At 73.7% G+C, this 18234-nt stretch carries 19 protein-coding genes; 10 read left to right on the top strand and 9 right to left on the bottom strand.

Translation table 11 applies throughout. From position 1 onward, the window contains the following. The first annotated feature begins 15 nt into the window (after nucleotides 1-15). The 3 genes from IO30_RS0105240 (at nucleotide 16) to IO30_RS0105230 (ending at nucleotide 2646) form a co-directional block, all read left to right on the top strand. Nucleotides 16-1302, top strand: coding sequence for a sensor histidine kinase (locus IO30_RS0105240; RefSeq protein ID WP_031139736.1), 1287 nt, complete (start codon nucleotides 16-18; stop codon nucleotides 1300-1302). Further along, nucleotides 1299-1961, top strand: a complete 663-nt coding sequence (locus tag IO30_RS0105235; protein WP_031139734.1) for a response regulator transcription factor — start codon at nucleotides 1299-1301, stop codon at nucleotides 1959-1961. Before IO30_RS0105240 ends, IO30_RS0105235 begins: the two co-directional genes overlap by 4 nt. A gap of 121 nt (nucleotides 1962-2082) precedes the next feature. Continuing rightward, nucleotides 2083-2646, top strand: coding sequence for a hypothetical protein (locus IO30_RS0105230; protein WP_157853103.1), 564 nt, complete (start codon nucleotides 2083-2085; stop codon nucleotides 2644-2646). Between the two features lie 85 nt (nucleotides 2647-2731). Here IO30_RS0105230 and IO30_RS0105220 read toward each other — a convergent pair whose 3' ends face one another. Beyond that, a complete protein-coding gene (locus IO30_RS0105220) occupies nucleotides 2732-3166 on the bottom strand; it encodes a hypothetical protein (RefSeq protein WP_031139731.1) in 435 nt (144 codons plus the stop codon). A gap of 589 nt (nucleotides 3167-3755) precedes the next feature. After that, the gene (locus IO30_RS0105210) at nucleotides 3756-4265 is read right to left on the bottom strand and encodes a 2'-5' RNA ligase family protein (protein ID WP_031139729.1); all 510 of its coding nucleotides are present in this window, start codon (nucleotides 4263-4265) and stop codon (nucleotides 3756-3758) included. Between the two features lie 214 nt (nucleotides 4266-4479). Here IO30_RS0105210 and argG point away from each other — a divergent pair, with 214 nt between their 5' ends. Beyond that, nucleotides 4480-5925, top strand: a complete 1446-nt coding sequence (gene argG, locus IO30_RS0105205) for an argininosuccinate synthase (RefSeq protein WP_031139727.1) — start codon at nucleotides 4480-4482, stop codon at nucleotides 5923-5925. Nucleotides 5926-6035: 110 nt separating this feature from the next. Here the strand turns inward: argG and IO30_RS0105200 are convergent, their stop codons facing one another. Continuing rightward, entirely contained in the window at nucleotides 6036-6968 is a 933-nt protein-coding gene (locus tag IO30_RS0105200) for a serine hydrolase domain-containing protein (protein ID WP_051901904.1), read from the bottom strand. Nucleotides 6969-7215: 247 nt separating this feature from the next. Here IO30_RS0105200 and IO30_RS0105195 point away from each other — a divergent pair, with 247 nt between their 5' ends. The 4 genes from IO30_RS0105195 (at nucleotide 7216) to IO30_RS40095 (ending at nucleotide 10565) form a co-directional block, all read left to right on the top strand. Beyond that, nucleotides 7216-7743 carry a DoxX family protein gene (locus tag IO30_RS0105195; protein ID WP_031139723.1) on the top strand — a complete coding sequence of 176 codons (528 nt, stop codon included), beginning with the start codon at nucleotides 7216-7218 and terminating at the stop codon, nucleotides 7741-7743. A 124-nt stretch (nucleotides 7744-7867) separates the two neighbouring features. Next, complete coding sequence (locus IO30_RS0105190) at nucleotides 7868-9235, top strand: pyridoxal phosphate-dependent decarboxylase family protein (protein ID WP_031139722.1); 1368 nt, start codon at nucleotides 7868-7870, stop codon at nucleotides 9233-9235. Between the two features lie 216 nt (nucleotides 9236-9451). Then, complete coding sequence (locus tag IO30_RS0105185) at nucleotides 9452-9961, top strand: CAP domain-containing protein (protein ID WP_157853101.1); 510 nt, start codon at nucleotides 9452-9454, stop codon at nucleotides 9959-9961. Nucleotides 9962-10007: 46 nt separating this feature from the next. Continuing rightward, on the top strand, nucleotides 10008-10565 hold the full coding sequence (locus IO30_RS40095) for a DUF4232 domain-containing protein (RefSeq protein WP_037893016.1): 558 nt from the start codon (nucleotides 10008-10010) through the stop codon (nucleotides 10563-10565). A gap of 92 nt (nucleotides 10566-10657) precedes the next feature. Here IO30_RS40095 and IO30_RS0105175 read toward each other — a convergent pair whose 3' ends face one another. Continuing rightward, the gene (locus tag IO30_RS0105175) at nucleotides 10658-11500 is read right to left on the bottom strand and encodes a class I SAM-dependent methyltransferase (RefSeq protein WP_031139716.1); all 843 of its coding nucleotides are present in this window, start codon (nucleotides 11498-11500) and stop codon (nucleotides 10658-10660) included. 286 nt (nucleotides 11501-11786) lie between these two features. Here IO30_RS0105175 and IO30_RS0105170 point away from each other — a divergent pair, with 286 nt between their 5' ends. Beyond that, nucleotides 11787-12239 carry an iron chaperone gene (locus IO30_RS0105170; RefSeq protein WP_031139714.1) on the top strand — a complete coding sequence of 151 codons (453 nt, stop codon included), beginning with the start codon at nucleotides 11787-11789 and terminating at the stop codon, nucleotides 12237-12239. A gap of 82 nt (nucleotides 12240-12321) precedes the next feature. Here the strand turns inward: IO30_RS0105170 and IO30_RS0105165 are convergent, their stop codons facing one another. From IO30_RS0105165 to IO30_RS0105155, 3 genes are all read right to left on the bottom strand, one after another. After that, nucleotides 12322-13701 carry a cytochrome P450 gene (locus IO30_RS0105165; RefSeq protein ID WP_051901901.1) on the bottom strand — a complete coding sequence of 460 codons (1380 nt, stop codon included), beginning with the start codon at nucleotides 13699-13701 and terminating at the stop codon, nucleotides 12322-12324. Nucleotides 13702-13784: 83 nt separating this feature from the next. Then, entirely contained in the window at nucleotides 13785-14147 is a 363-nt protein-coding gene (locus tag IO30_RS0105160; protein ID WP_031139709.1) for a hypothetical protein, read from the bottom strand. Then, nucleotides 14148-14504 (bottom strand): MFS transporter, encoded by a 357-nt coding sequence (locus IO30_RS0105155; RefSeq protein WP_031139707.1) that lies wholly within the window; start codon nucleotides 14502-14504, stop codon nucleotides 14148-14150. Nucleotides 14505-14642: 138 nt separating this feature from the next. Between IO30_RS0105155 and IO30_RS0105150 the strand changes: the two genes are divergently transcribed. After that, nucleotides 14643-16415 carry a chloride channel protein gene (locus IO30_RS0105150; protein WP_051901898.1) on the top strand — a complete coding sequence of 591 codons (1773 nt, stop codon included), beginning with the start codon at nucleotides 14643-14645 and terminating at the stop codon, nucleotides 16413-16415. A gap of 44 nt (nucleotides 16416-16459) precedes the next feature. Here the strand turns inward: IO30_RS0105150 and IO30_RS0105145 are convergent, their stop codons facing one another. Continuing rightward, nucleotides 16460-16948, bottom strand: a complete 489-nt coding sequence (locus IO30_RS0105145) for a universal stress protein (protein ID WP_031139702.1) — start codon at nucleotides 16946-16948, stop codon at nucleotides 16460-16462. A 4-nt stretch (nucleotides 16949-16952) separates the two neighbouring features. Then, nucleotides 16953-18212, bottom strand: a complete 1260-nt coding sequence (locus tag IO30_RS0105140; protein ID WP_031139701.1) for an SLC13 family permease — start codon at nucleotides 18210-18212, stop codon at nucleotides 16953-16955. Between the last annotated feature and the right edge of the window lie 22 nt (nucleotides 18213-18234).

The following is an 18234-nucleotide window of genomic DNA, read 5'->3' as shown; positions in this document are numbered from 1 at the left end:
GCCTACGATCAACGCATGTCCGCCTCGTCGCCGCTGCCGATGCCGCTGCTCAAGCGCATACCACCGGGCCTGTGGACGGCCCTGGTGTGGTGCGCGGCAGCGGTGGAACCCGTCGTCGAATACGTACTGCTGCCACCCCGGCAGGCGTACTCGCTCAACTACCCGCGCCACGGGCTCGATCCGATCGGCGCCCAGCTCCTCCTCGCCTCCGCCTTCGTGCTGGCCCTGGCCGGCAGCGTCCTGCTGCGCCGCAGGACCATCGCGGCGTACGGCCTGCTGATCGCAGGCACGGTCGTCTCGACGCTGGCTTGGCGGCAGGACGAGATCCCGCCCGCGCAGTTCCTCGCCGTGGATGTCGCCCTCTGCTGCATCGCTGCCACCCGGTCCCGCCGGACCTCGCTGGCCGCGGCCGGCGCGGCACTCGCGACGCTCGGCGGCTACGTGGTCCTGCGGATGGTCACGGGGGGCGACTCCGGCATCGCCCAGGAGCCGTTCGTGGCACTGACCGTGGTCATCGCCTGGCTCGTCGGCAATTCGGTGCACCAGGCCCGCGCCCACACCGCGGACCTGCACGCCCGGGCCGCCGTCCAGGCCGTCACCGCCGAACGGCTGCGCATCGCCCGCGAGATGCACGACACCGTCGCCCACAGCATCGGCATCATCGCCCTGCAGGCGGGCGCCGCCGCCCGGGTCGTCGAAACCCAGCCGGACCGGGCGCGCGAGGCGATGCTCGCCGTGGAGCAGGCGGGCCGCGAGACGCTGTCCGGGCTGCGCCGGATGCTCGGCGCGCTGCGCCGGGCCGACCTGGACGAGGACCGCGGCGGCCGGGGCCGGTCGCAGGCACCGGAGTCCCTCCTGCAACCGGCCGCAGGCCTGGCGGATGTGGAGGCGCTCGCCGCGACGACCACGGCAGCCGGGGTCCGCGTGGAGGTGTGGTGGGAGGGCAGGCGGCGCCCCCTGCCCGCCGATGTGGACCTCGCGGCGTTCCGGATAGTCCAGGAGTCGGTGACCAACTCCGTACGGCACTCGGGCGCCGATTCCTGCCGCATACACGTCACCTACCGGGACGACGAGCTCGCGGTGGAGGTCTCGGACCGCGGGAAGGGCCGCGGCCACGGCCCCGGCCGCGGCGCCGAACCCGCCGGAGCGGGAGGCTTCGGCCTGGTCGGCATGGGCGAGCGGGTCGCCCTGCTCCACGGAGACTTCTCCGCGGGGCCGCGCCCGGGCGGAGGCTTCCTGGTAGCGGCCAGACTGCCGGTTCCGGCAGGCACCGACACAGCGACGAAAGCGGGACCCAGATGACGATCCGTGTCGTACTCACCGACGACCAGCCCCTGGTCCGGGCCGCGTTGCAGATGGTCATCACCGACACCGCGGACATCGAGGTGGTGGGGGAGGCGGACAACGGAGCGGAAGCGGTCCGGCTCACGGCCGAACTCGCCCCCGACGTCGTGGTGATGGACCTGCGGATGCCGGTCATGGACGGCATCGAGGCCACCCGGCTGATCACCGCGGGCACCGGTGCCACCCGGGTCGTGGTCCTGACCACCTTCGACGACGACGAGAGCGTCTACGGGGCCCTGCGCGCCGGGGCCTCCGGATTCCTCGTCAAGGACATGGCCCTCGACGACATCCTCGGCGCGGTGAGGACCGTCGCCGCCGGGGACGCCCTGATCGCGCCCGGAGTGACACGACGGCTGATCAAGGAGTTCACCGCCCGCCCGGCTGCCGTGCCCCCGCCCCGGCGCGCGAAGCTCGATGCCATCACCGACCGCGAGGTCGAGGTGCTGACCCTGGTCGGCAGGGGCCTGTCGAACACGGAGATCGCCGAAGAACTCTGCATCAGCATCGCCACCGCCAAGACCTACCTGACCCGGCTGCTGTCCAAGCTCCACGCCCGCGACCGTGTGCAGCTGGTGATCCTGGCCTACGAGGCGGGCCTGGTCACAGCCTCGCGGTGACCACGGCGGAGCCGCCGCCGACGGCCCATCGGCGGCGGCCGGGCCACAGGCGTACGTATGATCCCTGCGGGCGGCTCCACGCGTGGGGGGCGACGGAGCCCACCATGGGGGTGCGATGCGCGTGACGACTGTTCTTCTCGCCGCTGCAGTTGCGGGGACGGTGGTGGCCGGAGCACCCCTCCTGCCCGCCGAGGCCGCCGACGCGCAGGCCCCGCTGAGCGTGAGCCCTGCCACCGTCCACCGGGGCGCCGCCGTGCAGGTGTACCTCGCGGGCGGGGCGGGCGGGGACGCCGAGGGCGTCGACGTGTCACGGGCGGGATCGGACTGGCGGGGCGAGTCGCCGGCCTTCGCCGAGCCCGCCGTCCTGACCGCCTACGGCAAGGGCGGCAACCTGGCGGGCGAGACGCGCATCCGGTGCGGGGCCGACCCCGGCGTCTACACCGTGACCCTCAAGGGCAGCGAGATCCGTACCCGCACCGAAGAGGTGCGGCTGACGGCGACGCTCACTGTCGCCCCGGACGCCGGAGGCACCCCCTCCGCGGCCTGCGCGGCGCAGGAGCGCCAGGCCTCCCAGCCGCCGCTGTGGACCTGGTCGGCAGGCGGCGCCCTGGTCGCGGCCGCATCGGCCGCGGGGGCGTGGGCGTACGTACGCCGGACCCGGACCCGGCGCGCGGACAGGGCCTGACAGGCCCGCGGGTCACCAGCGGGTGAGGTCGAACAGCTGCGCGCCGTAGGGGTCGGTCTCCTCCGACGGGATGTACCGCACCTGGTCATCCGCGATGAGCCCCGGCAGGGCTGCGGCCAGACCGATCAGGCCGACCGTCACGGAGCCGTGCGGATCGCGCAGCGCCACGTCGAGCCCGATCGTCCCGGGCGGGCAGGGCGTCGGCCGTGACGTAGAACCGTGCCCGGTCCTCGTCGAGCAGCAGGAAGCCGAGCAGGAGCAGTTCCGGCTCGCCGCCTTCGACGACGGGAGCGATGTCGAGGGCCGCGGCGTACAGGGCGTCGGTGAGGCCGTACGCCGGGGGCTGAGCGTCGCGGACGGCGCGCAGGGTGCCCACGGGCACCACGGGGATGCCGTACCCGTCACGGGAAGCGGTGCCCGAGGGCGGCGGCTCACCGGAGGCGCTGCGTACGGCTCCGCGCAGGGCCGCGACGAGCCCGGTGGCGGGGATGTCGTCTCCGTCGGCGTCCAGCAGGGGCACGTCGTACGCGACCGACGTCGTGAGGCTCGTCCGTCCCAGACGACGACGCGCGCGAGACCGGGCTCCTGGGGGCGGGGGAGCACCCCTCTGACCAGCGGGCCGCCTCCGAGGCCCGCGGTCAGGTGCAGCACGGCCCTGACGAGCGCCGCCCGCAGCCGTAGCAGCTCCTCACCCTCCCACGGCCCTGCCGCGGGCAGGCTCTGCGGCTCGTCGCCCGACGGGTGGTTCGGGCTCACGTCTGGTTCACCGCGTCGGGGCACTTGTTGTCCGACACGCGCTCGCAGTACGCCGTGATCGTGCCGATCTTGTGGCTGGTGGACCTCACCACGCTCCAGTGACCGGCCCGGGCCCCCACGCCCCACCGCCCGGGGCTGCCGGGATCAGGGCTGCCGCCATGACGGAACACGCCCAGGCATGGATGCGCAGCTGCACTGGGTGCTCCTCCAGTACGACCCGGCCGGCGGGACGGCGCCGGCCTCGATCAAGCATGGAGTCGGTCCGCCCGCCCGGGAGGCTTCCGTCCGGAACTTCACCCGGACCGCGCACACGGCGGCCCGAGCGGTGCGGATGTGCCGTGCGCCGCGGCCCGTCAGCAGAACGGCGCCGAAAGCCTGCGCTTCCAGCCCCGCTCGGTCAGGGCGACCACGTGCACCGCCTCGGCGCGCGCCCGGAGGGGAAGCAGCCCGGACACCAACTCGCTCACGCGCTCGGCCTGGGAGTCGTCGCAGCCCATCGCCACGGTGACGTGAGCGGCGGGGGCCGCCCCGAAGCGTCCGCCGTACGGTCGCAGCTGCGGCCAGTGATCGCGGAAGGTGCTGACGGCGGGTTCGAGTTCGGCCGCGTGCACCGAGACGAAGCCCGGCTCCGTCATGATCCGGGCGAGGTGCACGTCGGCAGCGGGGATCGAACGGGCGAGCCCGCGGATCGCGCGGTCCGTCTCGTCGGTCAGCTCCCCGGCCGGTACGAACGGGTACAGGACGGTCACGTGGGCGGGCAGACCCGGCCGCACCAGTCGGGGGTCCACCTGACCGGCGGCCTCCAACAGCACGTCGGCCGCCCGGAGTTCGATGACGACGGCTGTGGTTCCGATGGCTGGCACCGCCCCATCATTCCATCCCGGGCGGCCCGGACCCGACGGGCGGACCGACCCTGGATTCCCCGGACAGCCGGCCTGGCCCAAGGCTGGGCCCCACGGCTCGGCACCGGAGCTCGGCACCACCGGGCGGCGCGCCGGGGAGGGGGCCCCGCGGGTCGGTACACGCGGGGGTGGGGCCGCGTTTGCATGAACATGCGTCGTAACGCATACTCTTCCTATGTCTAAGGTCCTCACCTCCCTTCCCGCCGGCGAGCGCGTCGGCATCGCCTTCTCCGGCGGTCTCGACACCTCGGTCGCGGTCGCGTGGATGCGCGACAAGGGCGCCATCCCGTGCACCTACACCGCCGACATCGGCCAGTACGACGAGCCCGACATCGCCTCGGTGCCCGGCCGCGCGAAGACCTACGGTGCCGAGGTCGCGCGCCTGGTCGACTGCCGTGCGGCACTGGTGGAGGAGGGCCTCGCCGCGCTCACCTGCGGCGCGTTCCACATCCGCTCGGGCGGGCGTGCCTACTTCAACACCACGCCCCTCGGCCGCGCCGTCACCGGCACCCTCCTCGTCCGGGCGATGCTCGAGGACGACGTACAGATCTGGGGCGACGGCTCCACCTTCAAGGGCAACGACATCGAGCGGTTCTACCGCTACGGCCTGCTCGCCAACCCGCACCTGCGGATCTACAAGCCCTGGCTGGACGCGGACTTCGTGACCGAGCTCGGCGGCCGCAAGGAGATGTCGGAGTGGCTGCTCGCCCACGAGCTGCCCTACCGCGACAGCACGGAGAAGGCGTACTCCACCGACGCCAACATCTGGGGCGCCACGCACGAGGCCAAGACCCTGGAGCACCTGGACACCGGCGTGGAGAACGTGGACCCGATCATGGGTGTGCGGTTCTGGGACCCGTCCGTCGAGATCGCCACCGAGGACGTGACGATCGGCTTCGACCAGGGCCGCCCGGTGACGATCAACGGCAAGGAGTTCTCCTCGCCGGTCGACCTGGTGATGGAAGCCAACGCCATCGGCGGCCGGCACGGCATGGGCATGTCCGACCAGATCGAGAACCGGATCATCGAGGCCAAGAGCCGCGGCATCTACGAGGCCCCGGGCCTCGCCCTGCTGCACGCGGCGTACGAGCGGCTGGTCAACGCGATCCACAACGAGGACACCCTCGCCCAGTACCACAACGAGGGACGGCGTCTCGGCCGGCTGATGTACGAGGGCCGCTGGCTGGACCCGCAGGCGCTCATGGTGCGCGAGTCGCTGCAGCGCTGGGTCGGCGCGGCCGTCACCGGTGAGGTGACCCTGCGGCTGCGGCGCGGCGAGGACTACTCGATCCTCGACACCACGGGCCCGGCGTTCAGCTACCACCCGGACAAGCTGTCCATGGAGCGCACCGAGGACTCGGCCTTCGGCCCGGTGGACCGGATCGGCCAGCTCACCATGCGCAACCTCGACATCGCCGACTCGCGCGCCAAGCTGGAGCAGTACGCCGTCCTCGGCCTCATCGGTACCGCCAACCCGGCCATCGGCGCCGCCCAGGCCGCGGCGACCGGCCTGATCGGCACCCTCCAGGAGGGCGGCGCCGAGGCCATCGCCTCCCGCGGCGAGGTCTCCGCGGACGAGGAGATGCTGGACCGCGCGGCGATGGAGTCCGGCACGGACTAACCGGCTCCGCCGGGCCCCGGGCCCGGCACTCCGGCCACCGGAAGGGGCCTGTCCGACACCACCCCGTGTCGGACAGGCCCCTTCCGTCGTCGCGTGCGGGCCCGGACCCGCTAGTGCGGCGCGGTGGGTACCGGGGCGGGCCAGAGGTGGTCGGGGGTCACGATGGAGGTGACCGCATTGCCGACGAGCGAGGACAGGTTCTTGCCGTTGTGGTCGATGTCGGAGCTGACGAGTACGACGAGCGTGGCCTTCTCGGCGGGGAGCTGGGCGGCCATGGACTCGTAACCGGGGATCTCGCCGTTGTGGCCGAGCCAGCCGCCGGAGTCGAGGATGCCGAGTCCGTAGGAGATCCCTGGGACCCCGGTCGGGAGCGTCCGCAGCCGTTCGGCCTGGGTCTTCTCGATCAGCAGACCCAGGAGGATCGTGTTGGTGTTGCTGTACTCCCACTTGGCGTTCGGCTCGAAGTTCGGCGGGTGGGCGAACGAGATGTCCAGGAGCTCGCGAGGGGTGTAGACCCGGTACGGGTCGGCGCGCATGCCCGCGAGCCACTTCTGGTCCTGGGTGTAGTCGAACAGGCCGCTGCGCATGTCGGCCAGCTGGCGGACGGTGATCGCGTCCCCGCCGGGGACCCCGGCCACGTACCGGGAGACCGGGTCGTCGAGGCCGACCTTGCCCTGGTCGACGAGCTGGAGGAGGCCGGTGACCGTGAAGGTCTTGGTGACGCTGCCGATCCGCGTGTGGAGGTCGGTCTTCATCGGAGTGCCGGTCTTCTTGTCCGCGACCCCGAAGGCCTTCGCGTACGTGCCGCGGCCGGGTATCCACACGCCGACGTTGAGGCCCGGGATCGCAGCCTCCTTCATCAGCTTCGTGAGCGCCGCGTCGAGCTTCTCCACGGTGGCCGTGTCGAACTCCTGCCGTGGCAGGGCCGCGGCCCTGCCGACGGGGGTGGTGCCCGTGCAGAGACCGGCCAGGAGGAGCGCTGCTGCCGCCGGTACGGCCGCCCGGCGGTACGCGCGTGCGCGGAACGGGTGGTCCCTGCCCATGGGCGGTCGCTTTCGATCGGGGTCGCACCGGGCGTCGCCGAGCCCCCGAAGGCGTTCTCCCTCATCGTAGGAGTGCCCGATCCGCCGGGCGACCGGACCCTGCGGTCGGGGCCTCGCCGACTCGCACACGTGCATACCGGGCATTTCGTTCGATCATTCGGCACTGTGGGCCCTCGGCGGCCTGACCCGTACGGCTGACCGGTTCCCCGCTGCGCCTCTCCGCTCACCTCCGACAGGAAGAGAAACGATGGCCGTGACTTCGTACTCCGTCGCTCCCCGCACCGCCGACACCACCCCCTACGACGTCGGCCTGCCCGTGCTGCGCGTCGTGCTCGGGCTGATCATGCTGGTCCACGGCACGCAGAAACTGTTCCGGTGGTTCGACGGTCCGGGGACCAAGGCCACCGGCATGTTCTTCAGCAAGGCCGGCTACCCGGCGGGCGAGACCATGGCGGTGATCGCGGGCCTGACCGAGACCCTCGGCGGTCTGGGCCTGATCCTCGGCCTGCTCACCCCGCTGGCCGCCGCGGCCGTCCTCGGCATCATGATCAATGCCATCGCCCTCAAGTGGACGGGCGCCGTGTTCGGCATGACGGGCGTCGAGTTCGAGGCCCTGATCGCGGCCGCGGCCGTCACCCTCGCCCTCACCGGGCCCGGCCGCTTCGCCGTGGACCGGTTCCTGCCGGTGCTCCGCGACCACCGTCTGATCCACGGCTTCCTCGCCATTGCCCTGGGCGTCCTGCTGGCGGCCGTCGTGCTGCTGCTGCGGGACTGATCCGCGGGCCCGCGAGCCCGTGGGGCCGGGAGCCCGCGAGCCCCCCCGGAAACCGGGGAGCGGGCGTCCCGTGCGTTCCGGCCGTGGCTTGCGCGGCGGGGGCGACCGTCCCATAGTCCGAGGTATGGATGCCCGCGAGGCGGCGCTCCGCCAGGCCTACGGTCATGCCCTGCGCTGGCTGGCCAGCCTGTCCGAGCGCCGGGTGCCGGCCGACGCCTCGGTCGAAGAGGTCGTGCGCGCGCTCGGTGCCGTACTGCCCGACGGCCCCAGCGCGCCGGCCGCGACCGTGGACCTGCTGGCCACGGCCTGCGAACCGGGGCTCACCGCCTTCCCCAGCGGCCGCTTCTACGGGTTCGTGGTCGGCGGCACCGAACCGGCCGCCCTGGCCGCGGACTGGCTCGTCAGCGCCTGGGACCAGAACGCCGTGATGCGCGCCGCCTCACCCGCCTACGCGGCGGTCGAAGAGATCGCCGGTGCCTGGCTGCTCGATCTGCTGGACCTGCCGCGCGACAGCGCCGTCGGCTTCACCACCGGCGCCACGATGGCCAACTTCACCTGCCTCGCCGCGGGCCGCGACGCGGTGCTGCGGCGCACCGGCTGGAACGTCACCCACGACGGGCTGGCCGGAGGTCCGGCCGTACGGGTCCTCGCCGGCGCGGACCGCCACATGGCCGTCGACCTGGCACTGCGCTACCTGGGGCTCGGCACGCCCGAGCTGGTGCCGGCGGACGCCCAGGGGCGCATCGGGCCCGAGGCCCTGCGTCATGCCCTGGCGGCGGGGGAGCAGGGCCCCACGCTCGTCGTCCTCCAGGCCGGTGACATCCACTCCGGCGCCTTCGACCCCTTCCCCGAGGCGATCCGGGCCGCGCGGGAGACGGGCGCGTGGGTGCACGTGGACGGGGCCTTCGGACTGTGGGCCGCTGCCTCCCCGCAGTACGCACATCTGACGGCGGGCTGTGCGGACGCCGACTCGTGGGCGACGGACGCCCACAAGACCCTGAACGTCCCCTATGACTGCGGCCTCGCCGTCGTACGGGACCCGTCGGCGCTCAGGGCGGCGATGGGCCTGCGCGGCGACTACCTCATCCAGCACGAACAGGGCGATCCCGTCGACAAGGTGCCCGAACTCTCCCGCCGCGGGCGGGCCTTCCCGGTGTGGGCGGCGCTCCGGTCCCTCGGCCGGTCGGGTGTGGCCGACCTCGTCGACCGACTGTGCGGGCACGCCCGTGCGTTCGCCACCGGCATCGCCGCGATCGAAGGCGCGACCGTACTCAACGAGGTGACGTTCACCCAGGTCTGCGCCTCCTTCGGCGACGACGCGCGCACGGAACGGGTCCTCGCCCGGCTGCTCGACGACGGCACGGCGTGGATCAGCGGCTCGACCTGGCACGGCCGGCGCGTCATGCGCATCTCGGTGAGCAACTGGTCGACGACCGACGACGACGTCAGGCGCGCGCTCGACGCGATCCGGCGCGCGTCCAGCGCCGCCTGACGCGTACCGCCGGGCCGGCCGGGTCTCCGGTCGCCGCGCACAGGCCCCCGACCTAGGCTGTTCAGGTGAGGGGACGGCGGCCCTGAGGCTGCCCGTCACACCCGTTGCCGATGGCGTACCGGCCATCGCATGAGCCGGCCGTACGGCCCGCTTTCGGTGCCGGCCGGTGATGCACCTGCCGGCACTTTCTGCTGTCCGGGCGACCTGGAGGTCGCAATGAAGAATTCCACTCGCACGCACCGTCGCGTCAGGACGCTCGCAGCGGCTCTGATGGCCGGAGGCATCCTGCTGACGGCGGGGTCCGGATCGGCCTTCGCCGAGGTGAGCCCCGCGGACCAGGCGGCGATGCTCGCCGAAACCAACAAAGTGCGCCAGGACGCCGGCCAACAGCCCTTGACCTGGGACGCGGCACTCGCCTCCGCATCCCAGGCCTGGGCGGACAACCCGGCGTCCAGTGCGAACAACCGGCTGAACCACGGCCCGATCTCCAACGGAGCCGAGAACATGTCGAGCAGCGCGCCGAGCGCGGCGGTCGGGCAGTGGGCCAATGAGAAGGCCGGCTACGACGCAGATCCCAACCACGACAGCAACAGCACCGGCTACAAGACCGTCTGGGGCCACTACGCCAACATGATCAACCCCAGCTACACCAAGATGGGTTGTGGCGCGAAGAGCGGCGTCTCCATCCCCGGCGGGTGGGTCACGGTGTGCCAGTACTCTCCCTGACCGAACCGAACCGAACCGAACCGACCGAACCGTGAGGAGGGACCTGATGAAGGGCCCGACACGAGGTGGTGCGGCCAGGACCACGGCCCCTTGGATCGTGGCGGCCGCAGTGGCCGGAGGGCTGCTGCTGGCGCCCGGCGCGGGCGCGGCGGCGCAGGAGACGGCCGGGCGGCAGGCGCCTGCCGCTCCCTGTCCGACCAAGCAGCTGATCGCGAACAGCGCGGAGCGGACCGGCAACAGCCAGATGCGGATCACCGTGATCAACGACGGTCCCAAGGCGTGCGTACTGAAGGGCTTCCCGACCGTGGCCCTGGCAGGTCAGGGCTCGCCGGACCGCAACAAGCCCCTGAACGTGGCGAGACAGGGCCAGGCCCGCGCCGTGCAACTGCCGGTCGGCGGCCGGGCCACGACCCAGCTCACCTTCACCCCGGTGCTCGGGGAGGCCGACGGCTACTGCGCCTCCGGTGCCGAGCCGACCGTCGCCCCGTCGATCGTGCTGGGCGTGGGAGGGGGCGGGCTCCAGCTGTCGCCGGCCGACGGCGGGGAGTTCGCGCTCTGCGGAACCACCGTGCGCGCCACGGCGTTCCGCGGCAGCGGCTCCTGACCCCGGGTCGTCCCTGACTACGGCCACCGGAACGCACTTTGACCCGCCTGGCTACTGGCCAGACGGGTCAAAGTCCTTCAGGCGTCAAGGGATCAGGCGGTGGGAGGTGTGGTCCGGTGTGCCGTGAGCAGCAGGTACTCCCACTCCATGACGCCGTCCCGGGTGTTCTCCTCGGCCAGCGCGTCCAGTTCGCGGTCCAGTGCCGCAGCCCGGTCGAGGTCGTCGCCCAGTGAGCGGTAGACCGCGACGGTCGGGCCGTAGCAGGCCTTGAAGAAGGTGCGGAAGTCCCCCGGTTGCGGGAAGGCGTCGACGCGCACCGTGCGGCGGCGGGCTTCGACGTCCGTGACGCGGTCGCCGAGGAGTCCGTACACGTGCTCCTCCTCGCCCCAGAGGGGCGGCGGCTGGGCCCCGGGCGGCGCAGGGGGCGCGTACGGCTTCATGGTGGCGAACATCCGGCCGACGAAGCCCTGTGGGGTCCAGTTCGCCAGGCCCACCGTGCCGCCGGGGCGGCAGACGCGGACCAGTTCGTCGGCGGCCGTCTGGTGGTGCGGGGCGAACATGACGCCGAAGCAGGACATCACGACGTCGAACTCCCCGTCGGCGAAGGGCAGGTGCTCCGCATCTGCCTCGCGCCACTCCAGGCGCGCGCCGCGCACCCCGGCCATGTTGCGGCCCACTTCGAGGAGCTCGGGGGTCAGGTCGCTCGCCACGACGTCCGCTCCGGTCAGAGCGGCGGGAATGGCGGCGTTGCCCGCGCCCGCGGCCACGTCGAGCACCCGGTCGCCGCGTCGTACGCCGCACTCGCCGACGAGTTCGGCACCGGCCCGCGGGATGACGTGGGAGGCCACGGACGCATAGTCGCCCATGGCCCACATGGCCCGGTGGCGGGCCTTCAGTGCGCGATCGGCCCCGATCGCATCGGTGGCCTCGGACATGGCTGCCTCCCAGGGCTCGGAGCGACCCCTGGTCCGAGCCTATGCGGCTTCCGCCGGAGCCGCAGTTCGGCTGCGGGTATCCGGAACGGGGCCCTCCTGGGGGGCCGCCGCCACGGCGCCGCCGCCCCACCCGCCCGCGGGACCAACGGCAGCTGGCACGAACGGAGTTCGTGCTCGGCGCAGGGGTGGGGAGGAGGCTTCCGCAGAGGGGAGCACGTGCTCGGCGGCCGGGATATGGTCCCCTTCGAAGAGCCTGCACATCGAGGTCCTCAAGGGGGAGAACGTCATGAGCAAGACCGACGGCACCAGGCACGAGGGATTCACGGCCGAGGAAAGGGCCGCGATGAAGGACCACGCCCAGGAGCTGAAGGCGGCCGCCCGCCGCAGCTCGCGCGCGGACAAGGCGGCGGAGGCGGAGCGGGACGTGCTCGCGAAGATCGCCGAGATGCAGGACTCGGACCGGATCATGGCCGAGCGCGTCCACGCCGTCATCGCCGCCAGCGCCCCGGTCCTCGCGCCGAAGCTCTGGTACGGGATGCCCGCCTACGCGCTGGACGGCAAGGTCGTCTGTTTCTTCCAGAGCGCGGAGAAGTTCAAGGCGCGCTACGCGACCCTCGGGTTCAGCGACCTGGCGCGGCTGGACGAGGGCACGATGTGGGCGGCCGGTTTCGCGCTGACCGAGGTCACGGCCGAGGTGGAGGCGCGGATCGGCGCACTCGTGAAGCAGGCCGTGAGCTGAGGCCCCCACCGGCCGTAGCCCCCCGCGCAGGGCGGGACCCCGGCCGCACCGCCCGCCCGGTCACCGCCCGGTCACCGCCCGGTCACCGGGCGGGCGGCTGTCGGCGGCTCGGCCGGAGGGTCGCAAGGACGGGCTCCGCAGGCTGCAGGGTGAGCCCGGGGAAGACCGTCGCCCGGACGGCGCCCGTGTCCAGGTGGAACCGCTGCCCCAGTACGGCCAGCACCAGCGCCGCCTCCACCAGGGCGAACCGCGCGCCCAGGCAGGCCCGCGGACCGCCGCCGAACGGGAACCATGCGTGTTCCGGCACCGGATGCGGCGCGTCCGCGTCCCAGCGTTCCGGGCGGAACGCCTCCGGCTCCGGGAACCACCGCTCGTCCCGGTGCACCGACCAGGGGCTCGTCCAGACCGAGGTCCCGGCCGGCACCGTCCGGCCGCCGATCGACGCGCCCTCGCCGGCCACCGCCGAGATCAGCCAGATCGGCGGATAGATCCGCAGGGCCTCCTTGACCACCTGCTGCGTCCACGGCAGCCGCGCGTAGTCCTCGTACGAGGGCAGCCGCCCGCCGAGCACCCGGTCGAGCTCCTCCGTCAGCCGTTCCCTCGCCCGCGGCGCCCCTGACAGCAACTGCCAGGCCCAGGTCAGAGTGGTCGAGGTGGTTTCGTGGCCGCCGATGTAGAGCGTGATCGACTCGTCACGCAGCTCCTTGCGCGACAGCGGCAGCCCCTGCTCGTCGCGGGCCGCGAGCAGCCGGCTCAGCAGGTCGTCCCGCTCCTCACCCGCCGCCGAGGCCGCCTCGTGCTCGCGTATGACGTGCTCGATCTCCCGGTCGAGGACCCCCACCGCCGTCCGCATCCGGCGCCGCCCCGGGGTCCGCACCCAGGGCGGCAGGAACAGCGTCACCCCCCGGAACTCGATGCCCAGCTCGTGCTGCGCCGTGGCCATCGCCGCACTGATCGGGGCCTCCCGGCCGGCCGCGTCGCTCCCGAAGAGGGTGCGCACCGCGATCCGCTGGGTCAGCCCGGCCATCTCCTTGTGCACATCGATCCGGGCGCCTTCCGCCCAGCTGCGCGCCAGCGCGTCCGCGCACTCCACCATCGTGGCGGCGTACCCGCGCACCTGGCGCGGCCGGACCGCCGGCTGGACGAGGGCCCGCTTGCGGCGCCAGTCGTCCCCGGTGGCGACGACCACCCCGTTGCCCAGCAACTGCCGGAATGCCCAGCCCAGTTCGGTCGGCCGGAACGTGCCCTCCACGGCGCCGAGCAGCTCACCGGCGTGCTCCGGCCGGGACACCAGCACATTGCGCTTCGGTCCGAGCGCCCACGGCACCCAGTCTCCGTACTCGTCGCGCAGGGTCTCGAAGAAGGCCAGCGGATCGCGGGCGAAGGCCGGCAGGTTCCCGAGCAGGGGCCACTGGCGGGGTCCGCGTTCGGTACCCGGGGGCGTCGGCAGGGTGGCGGTCACGGAGGCATGGTGACAGCGGGCCCGCGAGGGCGCCAGGTCTGCGTCACCACCGCCCGCGCATCCGGCGACACGACACACCACCGCTACCGGCCGGAAGAGCCCGAGCCGCCGCCCCCGCCGTCCCCGCGCGCCTCCTGACGGTCCGTCCGCAGGGCCGGCATCAGCAGCAGCCACAGCGGGATCGCCGCCAGGGAGAGCACTCCGAGCCAGAACATCGCGCCCGCGAAGCCGTGGGCGAGGCCCGCGGCCGTGGCCCGGTGGAAGGCTTGGCGCACCAGCGGACCCGCCGCCTGCCCGGCGGGGAGCACCGCGCCCGACAGCAGCCGGTCCGCGGCCACCGTCCCCGGCCCCGCCAGGCCCGCCTCCCTGAGCACCTCACCCAGCCTGGCGGTGCCCCGTGCGAGGAAGACGAGTGAGCCCGCGGAGACGGCCAGCGCGGCCGTCACCTACCGGACCACGTTGATGATCCCCGAGGCTCTCAGGCGCAGCACCGCCATCGTCGACGGCATCAGCGCGGCCGCCCCCACGCCCTGCAGGACCCGGCCCGCGAGCAGTACGGCCTCGCTGCCGCTCGCGGCGACGACCACCGCGCCGGCGGCGAAGGCCAGGCCGCCCGCCACCACGGTGACCCGCTGGCCCAGCATGTCGCCGAGACGCCCGCCCGGGACGACCACGGCTGCGACGGCCAGCATGTACGCGCCGACGGCCCAGCTGAGGGCGCCGGTGCCCACGCCCCCGGCGGCAGCCGGTGGCGCGCCCGCGGCCGGAGGGGTGAAGGCTTGGCCCGGCCGGTCCCGGGCCATGGCGGTGACGCCCGGTGGCGGTGGCGGGCCGCCCCGCCCCGTCCCGGGAGTTCCCGGGTCTGGTCCGTTCGAGTGGGCCTCGGACCGATGCCCGCCGGTGGCGCGCTCCGGCGGGCACCCGCTGCCGAGCATGGGCCCATGGCCACCCATCCCGCACCCGCCCCCGTACCCCCGCCCCGGACCGGCCTGCTCGGCGCCGGGCGCCTGCTGCGGAGCACCCAGGCCGGCTTCGCCGTCCTCTCCGTGCTGGTGGGGGCGGGTGCCGGGCTCGGCGCAGTCGGCTTCCGGTGGCTGATCGAGCTGTTCACCCGTCTGCTGTCCGGGCACGCCGACTACTCCGACGCCGGGCACGCGCCCAACCCGCTCGTCCCGTGGCTCGGCCCGTACTTCGTCCTGCTCGCCCCGGTCGTCGCGGGCGCGCTGTACGGGCCGCTCGTGTACCGCTACGCGAAGGAGGCCCGCGGCCACGGCGTCCCCGAGGTCATGTACGCGGTGGCCCGGCAGCAGGGGCGGATCCCGTCGAGGGTGGCGGCCGTGAAGGCGCTCGCCTCCGCCTTGTGCATCGGGGGCGGCGGGTCGGTGGGCCGGGAGGGGCCGATCGTGCAGATCGGCTCGGCCCTCGGGTCCACCGCCGGAGCCGTCGTACGGGCCGACGAGGACCGGGTGCGGGTCCTCGTGGCCTGCGGCGCGGCCGGGGGCATCGCGGCCACCTTCAACGCCCCGCTGGCCGGGGTGTTCTTCGCCCTGGAACTGATCCTGCGGGACTTCACCGCCCGCCGCTTCGGCATGGTCGTCCTGGCCGCCGTCACGGCGAGCGTCGTCGGCCGGGCCTTCCTCGGCGACACGACCTTCCTCGAACTGCCGCCCGCCGACCAGGGCGGGCTCGCCGCGTACGCCCTGTTCGTGCTGCTCGGGGTGCTGGCCGGGGTCGTGGGCGTGGTGTTCACGAAGGTCCTCTACCTGGTCGAGGACGCCTGCGACGCCGTGTGGCGCGGCCCCGAGTGGCTGCGCCCGGCGGCCGGCGGGATCCTGCTCGGCGGGGTGCTGCTGGCCCTGCCCGAGATGTACGGGGTCGGCTACCCCGTCCTGGAGAAGGCCGTCGACGGCGGCTACGCGCTCGGGTTCACGCTCGTCCTGCTCGTCGGCAAGGTGTTCGCCACCAGCCTGACCATCGGCATCGGAGGCTCGGGCGGGGTGTTCGCGCCGAGCCTGTTCATCGGCGCGATGCTCGGCAGCGCCTTCGGACAGGCCGCCGACGCCGCGGCACCCGGCCTCGCCGGCTCGGCGACCGTCTGCGCCGTCCTCGGCATGGGCGCGTTGTTCGCCGGTTCCGCCCGCGCCCCCATCACGGCCGTGGTCATCATCTACGAACTGACCGGCGACTACGGGCTGATCCTGCCGCTGATGACGGCCGTGGTGGTGGCCACCGGGGTCAGCCGGGCGCTCAGCGCCGAGACCGTCTACACGGCCAAGCTCCGGCGCCGCGGCGTGTTCATCGAGCGGACCGGCCCCGACGCGGTCGAGGCGGCAGCGGTCATGGGACCGCCACCCGCCGTACTGGCGCCGGAGACCTCCCTGGGCGAGGCGGCCGCGGTCCTGCTGCGGACAGGCAGCAGCTCCCTTCCGCTGGTCGACGCGGACGGACGCCTGCGCGGGACGGTAGGCGCGGTCTCCGTGGCCGGGGCCCTGGGCGCCGGGACGGAGCCGGACCGGCCGGTGTCGCAGGTGGCGGCCGAGGCGCGCGCGGTGAGCGGGACGGACAGCCTGCGGGAGGTGCTGGCCCGTTTCCCCGCCACCGAAGGCGACGGCATCCCCGTCCTGGACGCGGACGGGCGCCGGTTCCTGGGCTGGGTGTCCCACCGTGACGCCCTGCGGGCGCTGAGCGCCCCGGACGTCGCGGACCCGCCGTGACCTGCTGACCTGCCCTTCTCCCGGGCCGGCGGGCAGGCAGCGGACTACCCAGCCGGCGGCGCAGGCGCGGCGGTGTGGCCGGGCCGCGTGCTCCCGGGCCACACCAGCAGGACCGGGCACGGCGCGTGGTCGACCACGAACCGGGTGGCAGGGCCGAGGCTGCGGGGCCCGGGGTGGGAGCGGTCGCCGTCGCGGGCTAGGACGAGCAGGTCAGCGCCCTCGGCGGCGGCCACGACCTCCCGTTCGAGGACACCGGCGCGCTCCAGCCGGGCGCACGGCCGCCCCAGCCGCCGGGCGGCGTCGTCGAGCAACTGCTCGGCGGAGTCGGCGGCCAGGTGCTCCATCCGGATCCCCGGGTCGCGGGCGGGATGGCCGCGCCCGAGGAGTCCCGCGAACGCGCCGTGCGCCGCGCCGGGGACATCGGCCGGGGTGACGTGGAGCAGGACGAGCTCCGCGCCCTCGGGCGCGTGGGCGCGGGCGGCGTCCACGCAGGCCGGCCAGGTTCCCTCGACGATCCACACCACCGTGGCCATGGGGTCAGCCTCCTCCGATCGCGGTCAGCGAGACCCACAGTGCCAGGACGGCGGCGCCGAGGCTTGCAGGTACGGCGTACAGGCCCAGCCGGGTGAACTCCTTCAGCTCCACCTCCCCGTCGTGGGCGTGCACGATGCGCCGCCACAGCAGGGTGGCCAGGGAACCGGCGTAGGTGAGGTTCGGGCCGATGTTCACCCCGAGGAGTACGGCCAGTACGGCGCCGGGCCCGGACGGGGCCGTCAGCGGCAGCAGCACCAGTACGGCGGGCAGGTTGTTGATCACATTGGCGAGTACGGCGGCCAGTGCGGCCACGGCCAGCAGCTCGGGCAGGCCGGTGCCGTCCGGGATCAGCCGCCCGAGGGCCGCACCGAGGCCGTTGTCGACGACCGCGCGGACCACGACGCCCAGGGCCAGGACGAAGGCCAGGAACGGTACGGCGGCGGCCCCCAGCACGGCGCGGGGGGTGGTGCGGCGACGGGCCAGGGCGCGGACCGTGAGGACGGCCGCGCCCGCGAACGCCGCCCACGCGGGGTCGACGCCGAACGCCGAGGTGAGCACGAAACCGGCCAGTGTGCACCCCACCGTGACCAGCGCGAACACCGGCACCTCGGGCTGCTGCCCGGTGGCCGGGGCACTGGCACCGGCATCGAGGTCGGTGGCGAAGAACCGGCGGAAGACGACGTACTCGACGGCGATGGCCACCAGCCAGGGAAGGGTCATGAGGGCGGCGAACCGGGTGAAGCTCAGTCCGCTGGCCGCGAAGGCCAGCAGGTTGGTCAGGTTCGACACCGGCAGCAGCAGCGAGGCCGTGTTCGACAGGTGGGTGCAGGCGTACACGTGCGGCCGCGACCGGGCTCCCAGCCGGGCGGAGGTCGCGAACACCACCGGGGTCAGGAGCACGATCGTGGCGTCCAGACTGAGCACCGCGGTGATCACCGAGGCGAGGGCGAAGACCTGCACCAGCAGACGGCGGGGCCGGCCCGCCGAGGTACGGGCCATCCATGCGCCGCACGCGCGGAACAGGCCCTCGTCGTCACACAGCTGTGCCAGGACGAGTACGGCCGCCAGGAAGCCGATCACCGGACCCAGCCGCGCGACCTCCTCGGCCGCGTGGTCCAGCGAGATCGCCCCGGTGGCGATGACGACGCCGGCGGCCGGGACGGCGACGACCGCCTCGGGCCAGCCCCACGGACGGATGACCGCCGATGCCAGCACGATCACGAGGAGAAGGACGGACAGGGCCTCCGCGGGCGCAGTACTCACGGCCCCATGTTGCCCGGGCGGA

The organism is Streptomyces xanthophaeus, assembly GCF_000725805.1.
GTDB classification, from domain to species: Bacteria; Actinomycetota; Actinomycetes; order Streptomycetales; family Streptomycetaceae; genus Streptomyces; species Streptomyces xanthophaeus.
This window is presented reverse-complemented; position numbering and strand designations above follow the sequence as displayed.

Bases quoted from the DNA above. Each gene is read 5' to 3' on its own strand.
- IO30_RS0105235 (WP_031139734.1), top strand. From the start codon at position 1,299: ATGACGATCCGTGTCGTACTCACCGACGACCAGCCCCTGGTCCGGGCC.
- IO30_RS0105170 (WP_031139714.1), top strand. From the start codon at position 11,787: ATGAGCAAGACCGACGGCACCAGGCACGAGGGATTCACGGCCGAGGAA.
- IO30_RS0105145 (WP_031139702.1), bottom strand. From the start codon at position 16,948: ATGGCCACGGTGGTGTGGATCGTCGAGGGAACCTGGCCGGCCTGCGTG.
- IO30_RS0105155 (WP_031139707.1), bottom strand. From the start codon at position 14,504: ATGGCCCGGGACCGGCCGGGCCAAGCCTTCACCCCTCCGGCCGCGGGC.
- IO30_RS0105195 (WP_031139723.1), top strand. From the start codon at position 7,216: ATGGCCGTGACTTCGTACTCCGTCGCTCCCCGCACCGCCGACACCACC.
- IO30_RS0105240 (WP_031139736.1), top strand. From the start codon at position 16: ATGTCCGCCTCGTCGCCGCTGCCGATGCCGCTGCTCAAGCGCATACCA.
- IO30_RS40095 (WP_037893016.1), top strand. From the start codon at position 10,008: ATGAAGGGCCCGACACGAGGTGGTGCGGCCAGGACCACGGCCCCTTGG.
- IO30_RS0105190 (WP_031139722.1), top strand. From the start codon at position 7,868: ATGGATGCCCGCGAGGCGGCGCTCCGCCAGGCCTACGGTCATGCCCTG.
- argG (WP_031139727.1), top strand. From the start codon at position 4,480: ATGTCTAAGGTCCTCACCTCCCTTCCCGCCGGCGAGCGCGTCGGCATC.
- IO30_RS0105185 (WP_157853101.1), top strand. From the start codon at position 9,452: ATGAAGAATTCCACTCGCACGCACCGTCGCGTCAGGACGCTCGCAGCG.
- IO30_RS0105200 (WP_051901904.1), bottom strand. From the start codon at position 6,968: ATGGGCAGGGACCACCCGTTCCGCGCACGCGCGTACCGCCGGGCGGCC.
- IO30_RS0105150 (WP_051901898.1), top strand. From the start codon at position 14,643: ATGGCCACCCATCCCGCACCCGCCCCCGTACCCCCGCCCCGGACCGGC.
- IO30_RS0105175 (WP_031139716.1), bottom strand. From the start codon at position 11,500: ATGTCCGAGGCCACCGATGCGATCGGGGCCGATCGCGCACTGAAGGCC.